This is a genomic window from Pseudomonas sp. NPDC090592 (assembly GCF_044769185.1).
GTDB lineage: Bacteria > Pseudomonadota > Gammaproteobacteria > Pseudomonadales > Pseudomonadaceae > Aquipseudomonas.
Genome location: NZ_JBIVXJ010000049.1, coordinates 1 through 17,673 on the forward strand (window position 1 = coordinate 1; position 17,673 = coordinate 17,673).

At 62.7% G+C, this 17,673-nt stretch carries 17 protein-coding genes; 7 read left to right on the forward strand and 10 right to left on the reverse strand.

Going from position 1 to position 17,673, the window contains the following annotated elements; genetic code table 11:
• Positions 1-159: 159 nt before the first annotated feature.
• Positions 160-393 (reverse strand): hypothetical protein, encoded by a 234-nt coding sequence (locus ACIQUI_RS27510; RefSeq protein ID WP_403204054.1) that lies wholly within the window; start codon positions 391-393, stop codon positions 160-162.
• A gap of 147 nt (positions 394-540) precedes the next feature.
• Here ACIQUI_RS27510 and ACIQUI_RS27515 point away from each other — a divergent pair, with 147 nt between their 5' ends.
• A complete protein-coding gene (locus ACIQUI_RS27515) occupies positions 541-1,005 on the forward strand; it encodes a glycine zipper 2TM domain-containing protein (protein ID WP_009684613.1) in 465 nt (154 codons plus the stop codon).
• A gap of 166 nt (positions 1,006-1,171) precedes the next feature.
• On the opposite strand, the gene ACIQUI_RS27520 is transcribed toward ACIQUI_RS27515, so the two are convergent.
• From ACIQUI_RS27520 to ACIQUI_RS27550, 7 genes are all read right to left on the reverse strand, one after another.
• Entirely contained in the window at positions 1,172-2,779 is a 1,608-nt protein-coding gene (locus ACIQUI_RS27520) for an NAD(P)/FAD-dependent oxidoreductase (protein WP_403204056.1), read from the reverse strand.
• Positions 2,780-2,882: 103 nt separating this feature from the next.
• The gene (locus ACIQUI_RS27525; protein WP_403204058.1) at positions 2,883-3,557 is read right to left on the reverse strand and encodes a COG3650 family protein; all 675 of its coding nucleotides are present in this window, start codon (positions 3,555-3,557) and stop codon (positions 2,883-2,885) included.
• A 174-nt stretch (positions 3,558-3,731) separates the two neighbouring features.
• Positions 3,732-4,433, reverse strand: a complete 702-nt coding sequence (locus tag ACIQUI_RS27530; RefSeq protein WP_003254879.1) for an ABC transporter ATP-binding protein — start codon at positions 4,431-4,433, stop codon at positions 3,732-3,734.
• Positions 4,434-5,201 (reverse strand): high-affinity branched-chain amino acid ABC transporter ATP-binding protein LivG, encoded by a 768-nt coding sequence (gene livG / locus ACIQUI_RS27535; RefSeq protein WP_003254878.1) that lies wholly within the window; start codon positions 5,199-5,201, stop codon positions 4,434-4,436. It abuts the gene before it with no gap.
• Positions 5,198-6,454, reverse strand: a complete 1,257-nt coding sequence (locus tag ACIQUI_RS27540; RefSeq protein ID WP_403204060.1) for a high-affinity branched-chain amino acid ABC transporter permease LivM — start codon at positions 6,452-6,454, stop codon at positions 5,198-5,200. The genes livG and ACIQUI_RS27540 overlap by 4 nt, the downstream gene beginning before the upstream one ends.
• Positions 6,451-7,374 carry a high-affinity branched-chain amino acid ABC transporter permease LivH gene (gene livH / locus ACIQUI_RS27545; protein WP_201177791.1) on the reverse strand — a complete coding sequence of 308 codons (924 nt, stop codon included), beginning with the start codon at positions 7,372-7,374 and terminating at the stop codon, positions 6,451-6,453. The genes ACIQUI_RS27540 and livH overlap by 4 nt, the downstream gene beginning before the upstream one ends.
• Before the next feature lie 185 nt (positions 7,375-7,559).
• Positions 7,560-8,675: a branched-chain amino acid ABC transporter substrate-binding protein gene (locus ACIQUI_RS27550; protein ID WP_274080777.1), complete on the reverse strand. Its 1,116-nt coding sequence runs from the start codon at positions 8,673-8,675 to the stop codon at positions 7,560-7,562.
• 359 nt (positions 8,676-9,034) lie between these two features.
• On the opposite strand from ACIQUI_RS27550, the gene ACIQUI_RS27555 reads away from it, so the two are divergent.
• Entirely contained in the window at positions 9,035-9,346 is a 312-nt protein-coding gene (locus ACIQUI_RS27555; RefSeq protein WP_403204063.1) for a DUF2288 domain-containing protein, read from the forward strand.
• A 264-nt stretch (positions 9,347-9,610) separates the two neighbouring features.
• Entirely contained in the window at positions 9,611-10,498 is an 888-nt protein-coding gene (locus ACIQUI_RS27560; protein ID WP_403204065.1) for an NAD(P)-dependent oxidoreductase, read from the forward strand.
• Here the strand turns inward: ACIQUI_RS27560 and ACIQUI_RS27565 are convergent.
• Entirely contained in the window at positions 10,398-12,662 is a 2,265-nt protein-coding gene (locus tag ACIQUI_RS27565; protein ID WP_403204067.1) for a putative bifunctional diguanylate cyclase/phosphodiesterase, read from the reverse strand. The two genes, ACIQUI_RS27560 and ACIQUI_RS27565, sit on opposite strands and share 101 nt — an antisense overlap.
• Before the next feature lie 284 nt (positions 12,663-12,946).
• Positions 12,947-15,793, reverse strand: a complete 2,847-nt coding sequence (gene rapA / locus ACIQUI_RS27570; RefSeq protein ID WP_403204069.1) for an RNA polymerase-associated protein RapA — start codon at positions 15,791-15,793, stop codon at positions 12,947-12,949.
• Positions 15,794-15,955: 162 nt separating this feature from the next.
• Here rapA and ACIQUI_RS27575 point away from each other — a divergent pair, with 162 nt between their 5' ends.
• The 4 genes from ACIQUI_RS27575 (at position 15,956) to ccoM (ending at position 17,525) form a co-directional block, all read left to right on the forward strand.
• Positions 15,956-16,651, forward strand: coding sequence for a M949_RS01915 family surface polysaccharide biosynthesis protein (locus ACIQUI_RS27575; RefSeq protein WP_403204071.1), 696 nt, complete (start codon positions 15,956-15,958; stop codon positions 16,649-16,651).
• A gap of 63 nt (positions 16,652-16,714) precedes the next feature.
• Positions 16,715-17,044 (forward strand): aspartate-semialdehyde dehydrogenase, encoded by a 330-nt coding sequence (locus tag ACIQUI_RS27580; protein ID WP_403204073.1) that lies wholly within the window; start codon positions 16,715-16,717, stop codon positions 17,042-17,044.
• Between the two features lie 67 nt (positions 17,045-17,111).
• Positions 17,112-17,273: a hypothetical protein gene (locus ACIQUI_RS27585; RefSeq protein WP_003254864.1), complete on the forward strand. Its 162-nt coding sequence runs from the start codon at positions 17,112-17,114 to the stop codon at positions 17,271-17,273.
• A gap of 135 nt (positions 17,274-17,408) precedes the next feature.
• A complete protein-coding gene (ccoM, locus tag ACIQUI_RS27590; protein WP_008097462.1) occupies positions 17,409-17,525 on the forward strand; it encodes a cytochrome c oxidase subunit CcoM in 117 nt (38 codons plus the stop codon).
• Positions 17,526-17,673 lie beyond the last annotated feature (148 nt).

The window sequence follows — 17,673 nt, forward strand, 5'->3', positions numbered from 1 at the left end:
TGCTGCACCTGGTTTACGGGGTGGTGAAGTCGGGGATACCGTTTGACCCCAAAATCCCTCTTGCGGGGTGAGGGTCAAGACGGTATCTACAGGGGCGCGCGTGTAGGAGCGGCCTTGTGTCGCGAAAGGGCCGCAAAGCGGCCCCGGCAATCTCCAGGGTTAACCCGAATACCCCGCCGCCTCCCGCTCCAGCCACCCCGCCAGTTCCTTGCGCTTCACCTTCTCCACCCGCGCCTGCTCAAGCCTCTTCAACATGAAATCGCGTTTGCCGGGATCCGCTCCCGCCAGCGACAGCGCCAGGTCCCGGTCCATCCAGCGGCGCATGCGCACGTACAGCCACCCGTGGAAATACAGCCCCGCAACTGTGGTGACCACGACGATGAAGTAATCCATGGCTATCCTTGGTCTCAATTGAAGCACCATGGGCGCAGCTGTACTGGCTGTACCCCGGCTGAATGAAAACAAATTTATTACGTTTGTACCGTGACAGCCGTCGACGTGCAGCGTCTAATGAGCACCTGACTTATGGAGACTTTACCCATGCGTAAATCCGCTTTGCTGGTGGCGACCTTTACCACCATGTCGCTGCTGCTGGGGGGCTGTGCCTCGAGCCTGACCGGTGATAGCTACTCCCGTGACGAGGCCCGCCGCGTGCAAACTGTGCGCATGGGCACCATCGAATCCCTGCGCCCGGTCAAGATCGAGGGTACCAAGACCCCGATCGGCGGTGGCGCTGGCGCCATCGTGGGCGGCGTTGCCGGTAGCGCCGTGGGCGGTGGCCGTGGCAGCATCGTGGCTGCCGTGATCGGTGCCGTCGCCGGCGGCCTGGCTGGTTCCGCCGCCGAGGAGGGCCTGACCCGTACCCAAGGTGTCGAAATCACCGTGCGGGAAGACGATGGCAGCATGCGTGCCTACGTTCAGGCGGTGCAGGAGAATGAAATCTTCCGTGTCGGCGACCGCGTGCGCATCATGACTGTTGACGGTACCAGCCGCGTTTCGCACTAACCGTCGCGCAGTAAAACAAAACCCCGACATGGCGCCTGCCAGTCGGGGTTTTTGTTACCTGCCAGGGCCTCTTCGCGGGTAAACCCGCTCCCACAGGTACTTCACAGTTTCCGAATGCTGTGCAGTACCTGTGGGAGCGGGTTTACCCGCGAAGAGGCCAACAGGATCAAAGGCCGAGCATATCCCGCGCCACTGCCTCGGCAATGCGAATGCCATCGACACCCGCCGACAGGATCCCACCCGCATACCCAGCCCCTTCACCTGCCGGGAACAGCCCCTTGAGGTTCAGGCTCTGGTAATCCTCACCCCGGGTAATCCGCAGCGGCGACGAGGTCCGCGTCTCGATCCCGGTCAACACCGCATCATGCAGGTTGTAGCCCTTGATCTGGCGGTCGAACGCCGGCAGCGCCTCACGGATCGCCTCGATGGCGAAGTCCGGCAGGCTCGGTGCCAGGTCGCCCAGGGTAACGCCCGGCTTGTAGGAGGGCTCGACGCTGCCCAGCGCGGTCGATGGCCGGCCAGCTACAAAGTCGCCCACCAATTGCGCGGGCGCCTGGTAGTTGCTGCCCCCCATCACATAGGCGTGGGCTTCCAGGCGCTCTTGCAGTTCGATACCGGCCAGCGGGCCACCCGGGTAGTCACGCTCGGGGTCGATGCCGACGACAATGCCAGAGTTGGCATTACGCTCGTTACGCGAGTACTGGCTCATGCCGTTGGTCACCACGCGGCCCGGCTCGCTGGTAGCCGCGACCACGGTGCCGCCCGGGCACATGCAGAAGCTGTAGACCGAGCGGCCATTCTTGGCGTGGTACACCAGCTTGTAGTCGGCGGCGCCCAGTTTCGGGTGGCCGGCGTATTTGCCCAGGCGCGCTTTGTCGATCAGCGTTTGCGGGTGCTCGATACGGAAGCCCACCGAGAACGGCTTGGCTTCCATGTACACGCCTTTGGCATGCAGCATGCGGAAGGTGTCGCGGGCACTGTGGCCAAGGGCCAGGACCACATGACGCGAGTGCAGCTGTTCGCCGCTCCCCAGCACCACGCCGGTCAGTTGGCCGTCTTCGACAAGCAGGTCGGTGACCTTCTCCTGGAAGCGGACTTCGGCACCCAGGGCGATCATGTCCTGGCGCATTTGCTCGACCATGCCGGTGAGGCGGAAAGTACCAATGTGCGGTTTGTTGATGTACAGGATTTCGTCCGGCGCACCGGCCTTGACGAACTCTTCCAGCACTTTGCGGCCGTGGTGCTGCGGGTCCTTGATCTGGCTGTACAGCTTGCCGTCGGAGAACGTGCCGGCGCCGCCTTCGCCGAACTGCACGTTGGACTCGGGGTTGAGCACGCTTTTGCGCCACAGGCCCCAGGTGTCCTTGGTGCGCTGGCGTACTTCCTTGCCACGCTCGAGGATGATCGGCTTGAAGCCCATCTGCGCCAGCAACAGGCCGGCGAAGATGCCGCACGGGCCGAAACCGACCACGATCGGACGTTCCTGCAGGCCGGCGGGGGCGTGGCCGACGAACTTGTAGGTTACGTCCGGTGCCACGCCGATGTTGCGATCGTCGGCGAACTTGACGAGTAGCTCAGCTTCGTTGCTGGCTTGCAGGTCGATGGTGTAGATGAACAGCAGTTCGCTGTTCTTCTTGCGCGCATCGTAGCTGCGCTTGAACAGGTTGAAGCTGAGCAGTTGCTCGTCGCGGATGCCAAGGCGCTGGACGATGGCTTCACGCAGGGCTTCGTCGGGATGGTCCAGGGGCAGCTTCAGTTCGGTGATTCGTAGCATGGCAGGGTCCAGTATCCCGGCCATGGGCGGCCGGCGGCTTTACACAAACCGCCAAGTATAAGCTGTTCGCCGCCCTGACTGGCAGGATAAAAGCGCCCGGCGATCAGTTGTCGCGTGCGCCGCCGTAGTAACCGCAGCCTTGCAGGGTCTTGCCGTCAATGCGCAACTCTGCGCGAAGGTGCTGGACGGCGCCGCTGGCGCTGTCGACGCAGCGCTGCGGCGAGACCCACAGTTCCACGTGCTGGTTGTTGGCTTCACTGGTCAGGGTGAGCCCGCCGCCGGGTACCTCTTCTTCCAGGAAGGGCAGGGGCAGAGGTTCCTGGCCGACTCGGTTGAGCACCATGCCTTTGCCGCTGGCCTTGATGTCCCATTCGGGTTCATGGCCATTGGCTCGCAGGGTGAGCTGCTTGAAGTTGGGGTCTTCACAGGCCCTGGTGCTGGGCTCCAGCCGGTACAGGCGGCGCACTTCCAGCTGGCCGTCGTTGGTGGCCTGCTTGCTGCCGGTGAGGCGGCCACGGACGTCGGCGAACAGCTTGGCGTTGGCGTCCTTGGCCAGGTTGGCGGCTTCTTGCAGGATGCCGGTGGCGCCGACGTCGTTGATCACGAAGGTGCGGTTTTCGCTGCACGGTTTGAACAGCAACTGGCCACCGGCGGCGCGCAGCTCGCCCTGCATGCGCGTGGTGCCGATGTTCGGGTCGCTGGGGGCGTCAGCCATCAACTGGCAGCCGGCGAACAGGGGCAGCAGGGCGGTGAGCAGCAGGGTGGGGGTGAGGCGCATGGGGCGGGCTCCGGGATCTTTGCCGTGAAAGCTGGCCACGTTACGCAGGCTGGTGGCGGATCACAAGTTAATGGTTGCCCGTGCCGGCCTCTTCGCGGGCAAGCCCGCGAAGAGGCCCGCACTGGCGATACATTTCTGGCAGGCGTAAAAAAGGGCCCGAAGGCCCTTTCCCGATCAACCGCCCAGATACGCGTCGCGCACCTTAGGGTCAGTCAACAGTGCTTCACCCGTGCCCTGCATCACCACCCGGCCGTTCTCCAGCACATAGGCGCGGTCAGCGATCTTCAGTGCCTGGTTGGCGTTCTGTTCCACCAGGAACACCGTCACGCCATCACGGCGCAGCTGTTCGATGATGTCGAAGATCTGCTGGATGATGATCGGCGCCAGGCCCAGCGAGGGCTCGTCGAGCAGCAGCAGCTTGGGCTTGCTCATCAGCGCCCGGCCAATGGCGAGCATCTGCTGCTCGCCACCGGACATGGTGCCGCCACGCTGGATGTAGCGCTCCTTCAGGCGCGGGAACAGCTGTAACACCTTGTCCAGCTGCTCCTGGTAGTCGCCCTTGTCGGTGAAGAAACCGCCCATCGCCAGGTTTTCCTCGACGGTCAGGCGGGCGAACACGCGGCGGCCTTCCGGCACCACGGCGATGCTCTTGCGCATGATGTGCGAGGACGGCTGGCCGACCAGTTCTTCACCCAGGTACTTGATGCTGCCACTGTGCGCCTGCGGCGAGCCGCACAGGGTCATCAGCAAGGTCGACTTGCCGGCACCGTTGGCACCGATCAGGGTGACGATCTCGCCCTGGTTGATCTCCACGTTGACGCTGTGCAGTGCCTGGATCTTGCCGTAGAAGGTGGAAACGTTCTCGAACTTCAGCATTTACGCTTCCCCCAGGTAGGCTTTGATCACGTCAGGGTTGTCGCGGATCTCTTCCGGCGTGCCGTGGGCCAGGGGGGTGCCCTGGTTGATCACCACGATGTGGTCGGAGATGCTCATCACCAGCTTCATGTCGTGCTCGATCAGCAGCACGGTGACGTTGTGCGACTCACGCAGGTAGGCGATCAGCGCCTTGAGGTCTTCGGTCTCCTTCGGGTTCAGGCCCGCAGCCGGTTCGTCGAGCATGATGATGCGCGGCTGGGTCATCATGCAGCGGGCGATTTCCAGGCGGCGCTGCTGGCCGTAGGCGAGGGTGCCGGCGGTACGGTTGGCGAACTCGGTCAGGTTGACCTTCTCCAGCCAGTACTGCGCGCGCTCCATGGCCTCCTTCTCGCTGCGGCGGAAGCTCGGGGTCTTGAACAGGCCGGCGAAGAAGTTGGTGTTCAGGTGGCGGTGCTGGGCGATCAGCAGGTTTTCCAGCGCGGTCATTTCCTTGAACAGGCGCACGTTCTGGAAGGTGCGCACCACGCCCTTGCGGGCGATCTGGTGGCCGGCCAGGCCCTGGATCGGCTGGCCATCAAGCAGGATGGTACCGCCGCTGGGCTTGTAGAAGCCGGTCAGGCAGTTGAACACCGTGGTCTTGCCGGCGCCGTTCGGGCCGATCAGCGCAACCACTTGTTTTTCCTTGACGGTCAGGGCCACGCCGTTGACCGCCAACAAGCCGCCGAAGCGCATGCTCAGGCCGCTGACTTGCAAAATTTCGCGGCTCATCGGTGCAGCTCCATGTGTGGACGTTGCATAGGCAGCAGGCCCTGCGGACGCCAGATCATCATCAATACCATCAGCGCACCGAACATCAACATGCGGTATTCGCTGAACTCACGCATCAGCTCGGGCAGCAGGATCATCACGATGGCCGCCAGGATCACGCCCAGTTGTGAGCCCATGCCGCCAAGCACGACGATGGCGAGGATGATCGCCGACTCGATGAAGGTGAACGACTCCGGCGTCACCAGGCCTTGCCGCGCAGCAAAGAAGCTGCCGGCGAAACCGGCGAAGCAGGCGCCCAGGGTGAACGCCGAGAGCTTGATCACGGTGGGGTTCAAGCCCAGTGCGCGACAGGCGATTTCGTCTTCACGCAGGGCTTCCCAGGCGCGGCCGATCGGCATGCGCAGCAGGCGGTTGATCACGAACAGCGCCAGCAGGGCCAGCAACAGCGCCACCAGGTAGAGGAAGATGACCTTGTTGATCGAATTGTATTCCAGCCCGAAGAACTCGTGGAAGGTCTGCATGCCCTCGGCGGCGCGGCGTTCGAAGGTGAGGCCGAAGAACTCCGGCTTGGGGATGTTGCTGATGCCGTTGGGGCCGCCGGTCCAGTCGGTGAGGTTACGCAGGAACAGGCGGATGATCTCACCGAAGCCGAGGGTCACGATCGCCAGGTAGTCACCGCGCAGGCGCAGTACCGGGAAGCCAAGCAGGAAGCCGAAGGTGGCGGCCATCAGGCCGGCGATCGGCAGGCACACCCAGAAGCTCCAGCCCAGGTAGTGCGAGAGCATGGCGTAGCTGTAGGCGCCGACGGCGTAGAAGCCCACGTAACCGAGGTCGAGCAGGCCCGCCAGGCCGACCACGATGTTCAGGCCCAGGCCCAGCAGCACGTAGATCAGGATCAGCGTGGCAATGTCCACCGCACCCCGTGAGCCGAAGAACGGCCATACCAGTGCCGCAACGATCAAGCCGATGATCACGTAGCGCTGGGTCTTGGGCAGGGTCAGGTAGTTACTTACGGCCGGCGGGATCAACTTGCGATCCGAACGGCTGCCCATCACCGCACTCCACTGCTTGTCGAACAGCACGCGCAGGAACATCAGTACCGAACACACGGCAATGATGCTGATGGTGAACGAGCCCTGGCTGTGCACGACCAGGCTGATGCCGTCGATGCTCAGTTTCAGGCCCAGCACCGGGAAGGCCACGGCCCATACCAGCAAGGCGCTGAAGAACGCCTGTTTGAGATTTCTGTTCATACTTTTTCAACCTCCGGGCGGCCCAGGATGCCGGTCGGCCGGAATAGCAGGACAAGAACCAACAAGCCGAATGCCACCACGTCCTTGTACTGGTCGCCGAAGATATCGGCGCCGAACGCTTCGGCCACGCCCAGCACCAGCCCGCCGAGCATGGCGCCCGGAATGCTGCCGATGCCACCCAGCACCGCCGCGGTAAAGGCCTTCAGGCCCACCAGGAAACCGGCGTTGGGGTTGATCACCCCGTACTGCATGCTCAGCAGCACGGCCGCCACGGCTGCCAGGGCAGCGCCGATGACGAAGGTGAGGGCGATGATGTTGTTGGTGTTGATGCCCAGCAGGTTGGCCATCTTGATGTCCTCGGCACAGGCACGGCAGGCGCGGCCCAGGCGGGAACGGGAGATGAACAGGGTAAGCAGGGTCATGGCCACCAGGGTGACCACGAACACCAGGATCTGCATGTAGGAAACCAGGACCTCTTCCGCACCGCCCGGCCCGAAGGAGAAGCTCCCGGGGATCAGGTTGGGGATGGATTTATCTTTGGAATCCTGCGAAAGCAACACGGTGTTCTGCAGGAAAATCGACATGCCGATGGCGGAAATCAGCGGGATCAGACGGTTGCTGTTGCGCAGGGGGCGGTAGGCAACCCGTTCGATACTGTAGCCATAGGCACTGGTGACGAAGATCGTCGCGACGAAGGCTACGGTCATCAGGATCGGCAGCGAATGAATACCCATCATGGCCAGGCCCGCCAGGGCGATGAAGGCCACGTAGGAACCGATCATGTACACCTCGCCATGGGCGAAGTTGATCATGCCAATGATGCCGTACACCATCGTGTAACCGATGGCGATCAAGGCATAGGTGCTGCCGATGGTCAATCCATTAACCAGTTGTTGGAAGAAATGGTAGATCTCAGGCATTACAGCGCTCCTAAAAACCTGATTTGCATTTCGCTGGCGGGGGTGTGCCAGGAAACCGCGGGTGACGGTTTTAAGATTTTCAGGTGGGCCCGCCCCCGGATCGCGGTGATCGGGCCCATGAACCTCGTAAAACAAAGCCCACTGCTCGCACAGTGGGCTTCTACGGTCAGCTATTAGTCACGCAGTTACTGAGGGGAAACTTCGGTCTTCGGCTTGCCGAAGTGCCATTCGTAGACCACGAACTTGAAGTCTTTCAGGTCGCCCTTCTCGTCGTACGACAGGGTGCCGGTCGGGGTCTTGAAGGAGCCGGCGTGGATGGCGGCTGCCACCTTGTCGGTGTCTTCGGACTTGGCGGCCTTGATGCCCTGGGCGATCAGCTCGACTGCCGAGTAGGCAGGGAACACGAACGGACCGCTTGGGTCCTTGCCGTCAGCCTTGATGGCGTCGACGATCTTCTTGTTCTCCGGGTCGGCATCGAACGACTTCGGCAGGGTGACCAGCAGGCCTTCGGAGGCGTTCTGGGCGATCTGCGAGATGGAGTCGTTACCCACGCCTTCCGGGCCCATGAACTTGGCTTTCAGGCCCTTTTCCTGAGCCTGGCGCAGGATCAGGCCCAGCTCTGGGTGGTAGCCGCCGTAGTAGACGAAGTCGACGTTGTTCTGCTTGAGCTTCTGGATGATCGAGGAGAAGTCCTTGTCACCGGCGTTCAGGCCTTCGAACACGGCAACCTTGGTGCCTTTGCCTTCCAGGGTCTGTTTGACGGCGGTGGCGATACCTTCACCGTATTGCTGCTTGTCGTGCAGTACGGCAACCACTTTCGGTTTCACGTGGTCGGCGATGTAGTTGCCGGCAGCCGGGCCTTGGGCGCTGTCCAGGCCGATGGTGCGGAAGATCAGCTTGTAGCCACGGGCGGTGATTTCCGGCGAGGTGGCGGCCGGGGTGATCATGATCACGCCTTCGTCTTCGTAGATGTCGGACGCTGGCTGGGTGGAGCTGGAGCACAGGTGGCCGATGACGAACTTGACGCCGTCGTTGACCACTTTGTTGGCGACTGCCACGGCCTGTTTAGGGTCGCAGGCGTCGTCGTATTCCTTGGCTTCGAGCATCTTGCCGTCGACGCCGCCCGCGGCGTTGATATCCTTGATGGCTTGCTTGGCGCCGATGAACTGCATGTCGCCGTACTGGGTCACTGGACCCGTCTTAGGACCGGCGATGCCGATCTTGATGGTATCGGCGGCAAACGAATGGCTGGCTACCCCGGCCAGTACCATTGCGGCGAACAGCTTGGAAATCTTGATCATAGTGCTCCACTCATTCTGTTGTAATTCTTATAGTCCTGGCGGCCAGGGCTACAGACCGGGCGGGATTTGCGGCGTGGCCATGCCAACGCGCAAGCCCACCTTCCCCCGGAACATGTCCCGGAACTGTACCGGTACAGTGTAGAGCGCTGTTCGAGCGCTTGAAAAGCCGTCGAAAAGTGCCTGATTCCTGGGTTGTCGCATGGTCGACATAAAAATACAGAAAAGCGCCATCAAATTGCCTGTATTTGCGGCCCAACCCCACCTGTTCGGGCCCGATCGACCAAATTACATATTTGAAACCGGGTTTTTCTGCAAAAATAGCGGCCTTTTTATTGGCCGAATTTTGCGGGTAGCAACCCATGACTGATCACACAAGCACCCTCTATGCCAAATTGCTTGGCGAGACGGCAATCATCGAATGGAAAGCGCTGGAGCGCTTTTGGGCCAAGGGTGACCTGATTTGGGTCGACCCCAGCCTGGACCTGATCACCGTTGCCGAGGCGATGGCCGAGAATCGCAGCGAGATCTTCGCCAAGTGGCGTAGTGATGGCACTGTTGGGCCGGTGTCGGCAGAGCAGGCCCAGGACCTGCAAAGCCGCGATCCAGAGATCTGGGCGGTGGTGGTTTCGCCGTTCATCGTGATTCAAGCGAAGGGCCCGGCACAGGCGTGATCTTTTTTGGTGCGCGAAAATGCGCAGCAGCCCCGTTTTGGTGCTAGAAGGCGTTCAAGGCGGGTAGAGGTAAGTAACAATTCGGCGTGGCGGTAACAGTTTACGGGATGCGTAATGGGGGCTGCCTTGCAGCCCTTCGCGGGCACGCCCGCTCCCACAGGTTGGGTGTTGTTCTCCAGACCTGCACTGGCCCTGTGGGAGCGGGCGTGCCCGCGAAGGCCGCAAAGCGGCCCGGATCGATATCGAATCTGTCTGGAGTCATTGATGAGCACTGCACTACCTTCTCTTGGGTTCGCCGGCATCGGCCTGATGGGCCTGCCCATGTGTCGCCGCCTGTTGGCCGCGGGCTACCCGCTGACCGTGTGGAACCGCAGCCCGGACAAGTGCGCCGCACTGGTTGCCGCTGGCGCACGGCTGGCCAGCAGCCCTGCCGAACTGTCCCGCGACAGCGACATGGTGCTGCTGTGCCTGGCCGACACCGCGGTGGTGCGTGAGGTGGTGTTCGGCGAACAAGGCATTGCCCAAGGTGGGCGCAGCGGACAGTTGCTGATTGATTTTTCCAGCCTGGAACCCACCGCCACCCGTGAAATGGCCGCCGAGCTTGCGGTGCTGTGTGGCATGGCCTGGCTGGATGCCCCGGTGTCTGGCGGCACACCCGGTGCCGAAGCCGGTACGCTGGCGATCATGGTTGGCGGTGAGGCGGGCGACCTGCAGCGCGCTCGTCCAGTGCTTCAGGTGCTAGGCCAGCGCGTGACGCACATGGGGGCGGTGGGCGCGGGGCAGGTGACCAAGGCCTGCAACCAGATGATCGTGGCGTGCAATGCCCTGGTGATCGCCGAAGTGGTGGCGCTGGCCGAGCAGTCCGGGGTGGACGCGACGTTGATCGCCGAAGCGCTGGCGGGTGGCTTTGCCGATTCCAAGCCATTGCAGATACTTGCGCCGCAAATGGCCGAAAGCCGCTTCGAGCCGATCAAGTGGCACGTGCGTACGCTGCTCAAGGACCTCGATGGCGCGGTCAAGTTTTCCCGTGAACAGGGGGCGGCAACGCCGCTCAGTGGCCTCGCCGCGCAATTGATGCGCCTGCACGGTAGCCAGGGCTACCTGCAAAAAGATCCGGCGACCCTTGTAGAACTTTACCGCCGCAAGGGTTGAGCACCTTGCTCTCACGCTGCACCCGCTCCAGTAGCGGCCGCAAGTCGGCCAGCGGTACCGGGCGGCTCAGCAGGTAGCCCTGCAGGTAGTCGCAGCCATGGGTTTCAAGGAATGCCTGCTGTTCGACGGTTTCCACGCCTTCGCTGACGACCTGCAGGTGCAGGGTATGGGCCATCACGATGATCGCCTGGACGATCTCCCGGTCCTTCTGGCTGCCCGGCACATCTTGCAGGAAGGTGCGGTCGATCTTCAGCACATCCAGCGGCAGGCGCTTGAGGTAGGCCAGTGACGAGTAGCCGGTGCCGAAGTCATCGATCGACAGGGCCACGCCCAGGGCGCGAATGCGTTTTAGCAGGTTGACCGTGCGCTGGATGTCACCCATCAAGGCGTTCTCGGTCACTTCCAGTTCCAACTGGCGGGCTGCAAGGCCGGCGAGGAGCAGCGCTGTTTCCACCTCAACGGGCAGTTCGTCGTGGCTGAGGGTGACTGCCGAGCAATTGACCGTGACCTTGACGTCACCGTAGCCCAGGCGCTGCAGGTGTGCGAGGTCGGCGCAGGCGTGGCGCAGTACCCACAAGTCGAGGTCGACGATCAGGCCATTGGCTTCGGCTATGGCTATGAACCGGTCGGGCCCCAGCAGGCCATGTTGCGGGTGATGCCAGCGCACCAGCGCTTCCAGCTTGGCCACTTGGCCACTGCGCATATCGAAGATCGGTTGGTAATGCACGCACAGGCCATGCTCTTCGAGCAGGGCCAGGCGCAGCTCTTCCTCCAGTTGCAGGGCGAGGGAGGCCTGGGTTTTCAGCTTGTCGTTGAAAAAGTGCAGGCTGTTGCGCCCGCTGTCCTTCGACTGGTACAGCGCCAGGTCGGCATGCTTGAGCAGTTCTTCGGCGCTGCTGCCGTCGTCGGGGAAGATGCTGATGCCAATGCTGGTGCTCATGACCATGCGCCGGCCACCCAGGTCGATGGGCTCTTTCATCCGTTGCATGATGCGTTGTGCCAGGTGGCGCGCTTCGTCGCAGCTGTTGAGGCTGGTGACCACGCAGAACTCGTCGCCGCCCAGCCGCGCAACCAGGTCGTGAGTGCGGGTGGCTGACTTGATGTGGCTGGCAATCACTTTGAGCAACTCGTCGCCTGCAGCATGACCAAGGCTGTCGTTGATGCGCTTGAAATGGTCGATGTCGAGGAACATCACCGCCAGACGGCTTTGTGTGGCCTTGTGCTCGGCGAGTCGCTCGGCGAACACCTGATTGAAGCCACGGCGGTTGACCAGATTGGTCAGGGCATCATAGTGCGCCGCCTGCTGCAGCGAGGCACGGGCCTGGTCCAGCTGACCGAGCAGCACACTGACCCGGCGCAGGTCGTGTTCCTTGCTTTGCAGCTTTTTGTCGGCCAGTGCAGCACTGATGCTGGCGCCACTGATCAGCAGGGTGATGAAGCCGATACCCAGCGCCAGTTGCAGGCTGTTGTAGCCGGACGGCAGGCGCAGGGCAGTATCGGCCGGGATGACCAGCGTCATGGCCGACATTGCGGTGAAGTGGGTGGCGATGATTCCGCCGGCCATCAGCAGGCTTGCGCCGTATTTCATCAACTGGTGTCGCGTGCCGCTGCCGTTGCGGAAGTAGCGGGCCAGGCACAGCGCGGCCAGGCTGGTGAGCAGGGCAATCGTGGTGCAGGCCAGCAGCAGGCCGGTCCGGTAGTACTGACGGGCGCCGGTTTCCATCGCGGCCATGCCGACGAAGTGCATGAGGACGATGCCCAGGCCGATCAGTAGTGCGCTTGGCAGGAGGTGATGCGCGCGCATGTGGCTGCGGTCGAGGCTTTGCATTGCCAGCCAGGCAACGGCCAGGGCAATGAGCAGGGAAAGTACGGTCAGGGATACGTCGTAGTGCACTTCTACAGGGGCCTGGAAGGCCAGCATGCTGATGAAGTGCATGGCCCAGATGCCACCGCCCAGGCAACAGGCGCCAAGCATTTTCCATTGTCGGTGGGCAGTGGGCTCTTCACTGTGGGACTGGCGCTCGACCATGTCGAGCGTGGCGAAGCAAGCCGCGCAGGCGACCAGGTAGGCAAGCAGCATCAGTAGCGGTTCATGACGGCAATCGATAACGATACGCCCGGTTGCCGGCAAGTCGGCGAACAGTTGCAGCCCCAGCCACTCCATGGAATGCCTCTTGATCGAGTTTTCACTCGTCTGCGCTACAACCCTGTGCAGACTGTCCAGAGGCAGTATAGGAAGGAGTATTTAAGCCTTCCTGAATAATGGCATATTGATTTCTACGATTTGGTTATCAAGCTAATCGCAGCCAGGAATATAGCGTTGGGCCGGTATGCTATCCCTGTGGGAGCGGGCATGCCCGCGAAGAACCCAACGCGGGGGGCGGCACCGGCTTCGCCGGTGTTCGCGGGCACGCCCGCTCCCACAAGGGCAGCGGTGCCTGATTTGTCTTAGCCAGCTACCAGCACGCGAATGGCCTCCAGGCGCAGGGCAGCTTTGTCCAGCATCGCCAGGCCGTCTTCACGCTGCTTGCGCAGGGCGTCGATCTCGCTGTCGCGCACGCTCGGGTTGACCGCTTGCAGTGCCACCAGGCGGGCCAGTTCTTCGTCGGCCTCGGCCGCCAGGCGGCGCTGGGCTTCGGCTACGCGCTCGACGTGCGTCGGCATGATTTTCTCTTCGCCGCCACTGATGCGCTTGGCCAGCACGTCACGCTGGGCCTGGACGAACTTGTTGGCACTGGCGCGCGGCACGCTTTCAAGCTGTTCGTTGAGGGTTTCGAAAGCCACGCGTGCGGCCAGATCGTTGCCGTTGGCGTCAAGCAGGCAGCGCAATGCTGCCGGTGGCAGGTAGCGGCCCAGTTGCAGGCTGCGCGGTGCCACCACTTCGCTGACGAACAGCAGTTCGAGCAGGACAGTACCTGGCTTGAGCGCCTTGTTCTTGATCAGCGCCACGGCGGTGTTGCCCATCGAGCCGGACAGCACAAGGTCCATGCCGCCCTGAACCATCGGGTGCTCCCAGGTCAGGAACTGCATGTCCTCGCGCGACAGCGCCTGGCCGCGGTCGTAGGTGATGGTAACGCCTTCGTCGTCACCCAGCGGGAAGCTGGCGTCGAGCATCTTCTCGCTCGGCTTGAGGATCAGCGCGTTCTCGGAGTGGTCTTCGCTGTCGATGCCAAAGGCGTCGAACAGGGTTTCCATGTAGATCGGCAGGGCGAACTGGTCGTCCTGTTCGAGAATGGCCTCGACCAGTGCCTCGCCTTCACCGGCGCCACCAGAGTTCAGCTCCAGCAGGCGGTCGCGACCGGTGTGCAGTTCGGCTTCCAGGCGCTCGCGCTCGCCACGGGCCTCGGCCACCAGGGCATCCCAGGCTTTGCTTTCGCCACCTTCGAGCAGCGGCAGCAGGCGCGGGCCGAACTGGTGCTGCAGGGCGTTGCCGGTCGGGCAGGTATTGAGGAAGGCGTTGAGGCCTTCGTGGTACCACTGGAACAGGCGCTCTTGCGGGCTGTCCTGCAGGTACGGGACATGCAGCTGGATGGTGTGCTTCTGGCCGATACGGTCGAGGCGGCCGATACGCTGTTCCAGCAGGTCCGGGTGGGCCGGCAGGTCGAACATCACCAGGTGGTGCGAAAACTGGAAGTTGCGGCCTTCACTGCCGATTTCGGAGCAGATCAGCACCTGAGCGCCGAATTCTTCATCCGCGAAGTAGGCGGCGGCGCGGTCACGCTCAAGAATGCTCATGCCTTCATGGAACACCGAGGCCGGAATGCCGGAGCGCACGCGCAGGGCGTCTTCCAGGTCCATGGCGGTTTCGGCGTGGGCGCAGATCACCAGCACCTTGGTGCGTTTGAGCATCTTCAGGGTGTCGATCAGCCAGTCGACGCGTGGGTCGAAGCGCCACCAGCGTTCGTCATCGGCAACATCACCCTGGGCCTGGAAGGCCACTTCCGGGTACAGCTCGGCCTTTTCACCGGGCGGCAGTTCGCGGTATTGCTCGGGCATGGCCACCGGGTAGGGGTGCAACTGGCGCTCAGGGAAGCCCTGAACCGCCGCCCGGGTGTTACGGAACAGGACGCGGCCGGTGCCGTGGCGGTCGAGCAGTTCGCGGATCAGTCGCGCGCTGGCCTGGGTGTCGCCGTCGCTGACCGCAGCCAGCAAGGCTTCGCCTTCGGCACCCAGGAAGCCCTGGATGGTGGCGTGGGCCTTGGGCGAAAGGCGGCCTTCGTCGAGCAGTTCCTGCACGGCTTCGGCCACCGGGCGATAGTGCTCGCTCTCGGCGCGGAAGGCCGCCAGGTCGTGGAAACGGTTGGGGTCGAGCAGGCGCAAGCGGGCGAAGTGGCTGTCCTGCCCGAGTTGTTCGGGGGTGGCGGTGAGCAGCAGCACGCCCGGGATGACCTGGGCCAGTTGCTCGACCAGGCTGTATTCGGCACTGACCTGGTCTTCGTGCCACACCAGGTGGTGGGCTTCGTCGACCACCATCAGGTCCCAGCCTGCGGCAAACAGCGCGTCCTGGGCCTTTTCGTCGTCAACCAGCCATTCCAGGGCAACCAGTGCCAGTTGGGCGTCTTCGAACGGGTTGCTGGCATCGCTCTCGATGAAACGCTCGGCGTCGAATAGCGCAACCTGCAGGTTGAAACGCCGGCGCATTTCCACCAGCCACTGGTGCTGGAGGTTTTCTGGTACCAGGATCAGTACGCGGCTGGCGCGGCCCGACAGCAGCTGGCGGTGAATCACCAGGCCTGCCTCGATGGTTTTACCCAGGCCCACTTCGTCGGCCAGCAGTACCCGAGGCGCGCTACGGTCAGCGACTTCGCGGGCGATGTGCAACTGGTGGGCGATCGGTTGCGCACGGCAGCCGCCCAGGCCCCACAGCGCCGACTGCATCTGCTTGCTGGTGTGCTGCAGGGTGTTGTAGCGCAGGCTGAACCACGACAGCGGGTCGATCTGCCCGGCGAACAGGCGGTCGCTGGCCAGGCGGAACTGAATGAAGTTCGACAACTGGGTTTCGGGCAGGGTACGTGGCTGGTTCTGCCCGTCCAGGCCGTGATAGACCATCAGCCCGTCGATGTCGTCGACCTCGCGCACGGTCAGTTTCCAGCCCTCGAAGTGAGTGATCTGGTCACCTGGCGAGAAGCGCACGCGGGTCAGCGGCGCATTGCGCAGGGAATACTGGCGGGTGTCGCCAGTGGCCGGGTAGAGCACGGTCAACAGGCGGCCGTCCTGCGCCAGGATGGTACCCAGGCCGAGCTCTGCTTCGCTGTCGCTGATCCAGCGTTGCCCCGGTTGATACTGCTGCGCCATACTGCCTGAACTCCCGCGATGAAAAAGCCGATTATGTTAACGGATCGGCCGGTCAGACCAAAGTGCGAACGCACCGAAAGGTGCCGAACGACAACAGGAAGTAAGTCAGTCTAGCCGTTTCATTGCCCCGCACTGTGCCGTCGACGAGGGCCCTGCATCAATATGTCTGCCAAGCACCGCTGGATCAGCCTTTCCATGGCCGCGGGCAGCCTGCTGCTGCTGGCTGCCTGCGAGCAGAAGAACTTCGAGACCTTGCCCGCCATCCCGATGGAGCAGCTTGAGGTACTGGGCGTGCAGACCCCGATCAAGAGCGTGCATTTTCGTGATCGCGACGGTGAAGGCCTGTTGGTGCTGAGCCGCAGCGATGGCCAGGCCAGCGACCCGGAAAGCGAACAGGAAGTGGACAAGGTGGTGCTCAAGGCCACCTTGTACGGGCGTGCTGGCGAAAGTGACGCTTTCAAGGCGCGCTGGCAGATCGAGCAGGAAACCACCTGCCCAGGGCTGGACCTTGACGTGGACTTCTATACTGACGTCACTGATGTCAGCGACCTGAACAAAGACGGCGTAGCTGAGGTGACGGTGGCCAGCCATGCCTTCTGTGGCGGTGGCATCGACCCGCATGACATCGCCATCGAAATGCGTGAAGGCAAGGCCAGCTACACCATCACCGGCCAGTCGCTGATCACTCCGGCGGGTGAAGAGCCGGTCGGTGGCGAGCGCGATGACAGCGCCTCGCTGAAAAACGCGCCGCAGGTGCTGCGCGATCACATGGATGCGGTCTGGCAGCAGGTGTACAAGCGGCCCTGGAGCGAAACCAGCCCGCCCAGCGACGACGAGCCCGACGACGAAGCCGAGTAAATGTAGTGCATGACATCAAGTTGAACCCTCGCCTGCCGATACAGTGGGCATAGGAGAACGTCCATGCTGCCGCCGATCATCCCGCTCAGTGCCGCCCCGGTGACCTCGCAACAGGACCCGGTCAAGCCCACCCCCGACATCAAGCCGGTGGTGCCGGCGCAGCCTGCGTCCAGCGAAAGCGCCATCGACCTCAAGCAGCAGCGCGACCCGCAGGAGCAGGCACTGTTGCTGCGTGATGAACAGCGTCGCCAGCAGCAACGCCGGCACAAGGGCGATCAGGACCGCTACAGCGCCATGCCTGGTGACGAGGTTAACGCCGACAACACCGTGCCGGTGGCCCCCTTGATGGACGAGCACGTGCGCCAGGGGCTGCTGGTGGACATCGAAGTCTGACGCGGGGCTGGTCAGCGCCTGCGCCTGGCTTCATCATGCAAGCCTCAGTTGATCGTCGAGCCCACCCATGAGCCAAGACAACCTCATCGATTTCGATGCAGAACGCGCCAAGCGCGTGCATGACCTGAAGGAAAAGCGCCTGAACGAAATGCGCAACGCGTTCGAGCAGGCCCTGCCGTTGAGTACCAGCAAGAAAAAGAAACCCAAGGGCAAGCCCAAGAAGCGCTGAAACTTGACGCAGGTCAAACCTGCACCCCCCTCGCGTGCCCGGCCCCGGGCACCATTGATCCCGATCAATTTTCTCCCCCGCCACATTGGTTACCTTGTACCCATCGGACAACGGCAAACGAATGGGGAGGCCAGCATGTTCTTCGACAACGTGGTTATCGCCGGTGTGGTAACGGTCGGGTTGATGTTCGCTTTCTTTGCCGGTCTGGGCATTTTCATCTGGAAGGACTCGAACAAGCGCAAGCCGCGCTGACCTTCCGGGTACACGAGCACGCAAGGCATTTAGGGCGACTTCGGTCGCCCATTTTTTTGCCTGGCATTTGTGTTTGTCTGTAATGGCCTCTTCGCGGGCTTGCCCGCTCCCACAGGGATCGCACGGTTCTTGAGGCCTGTGCAGTACC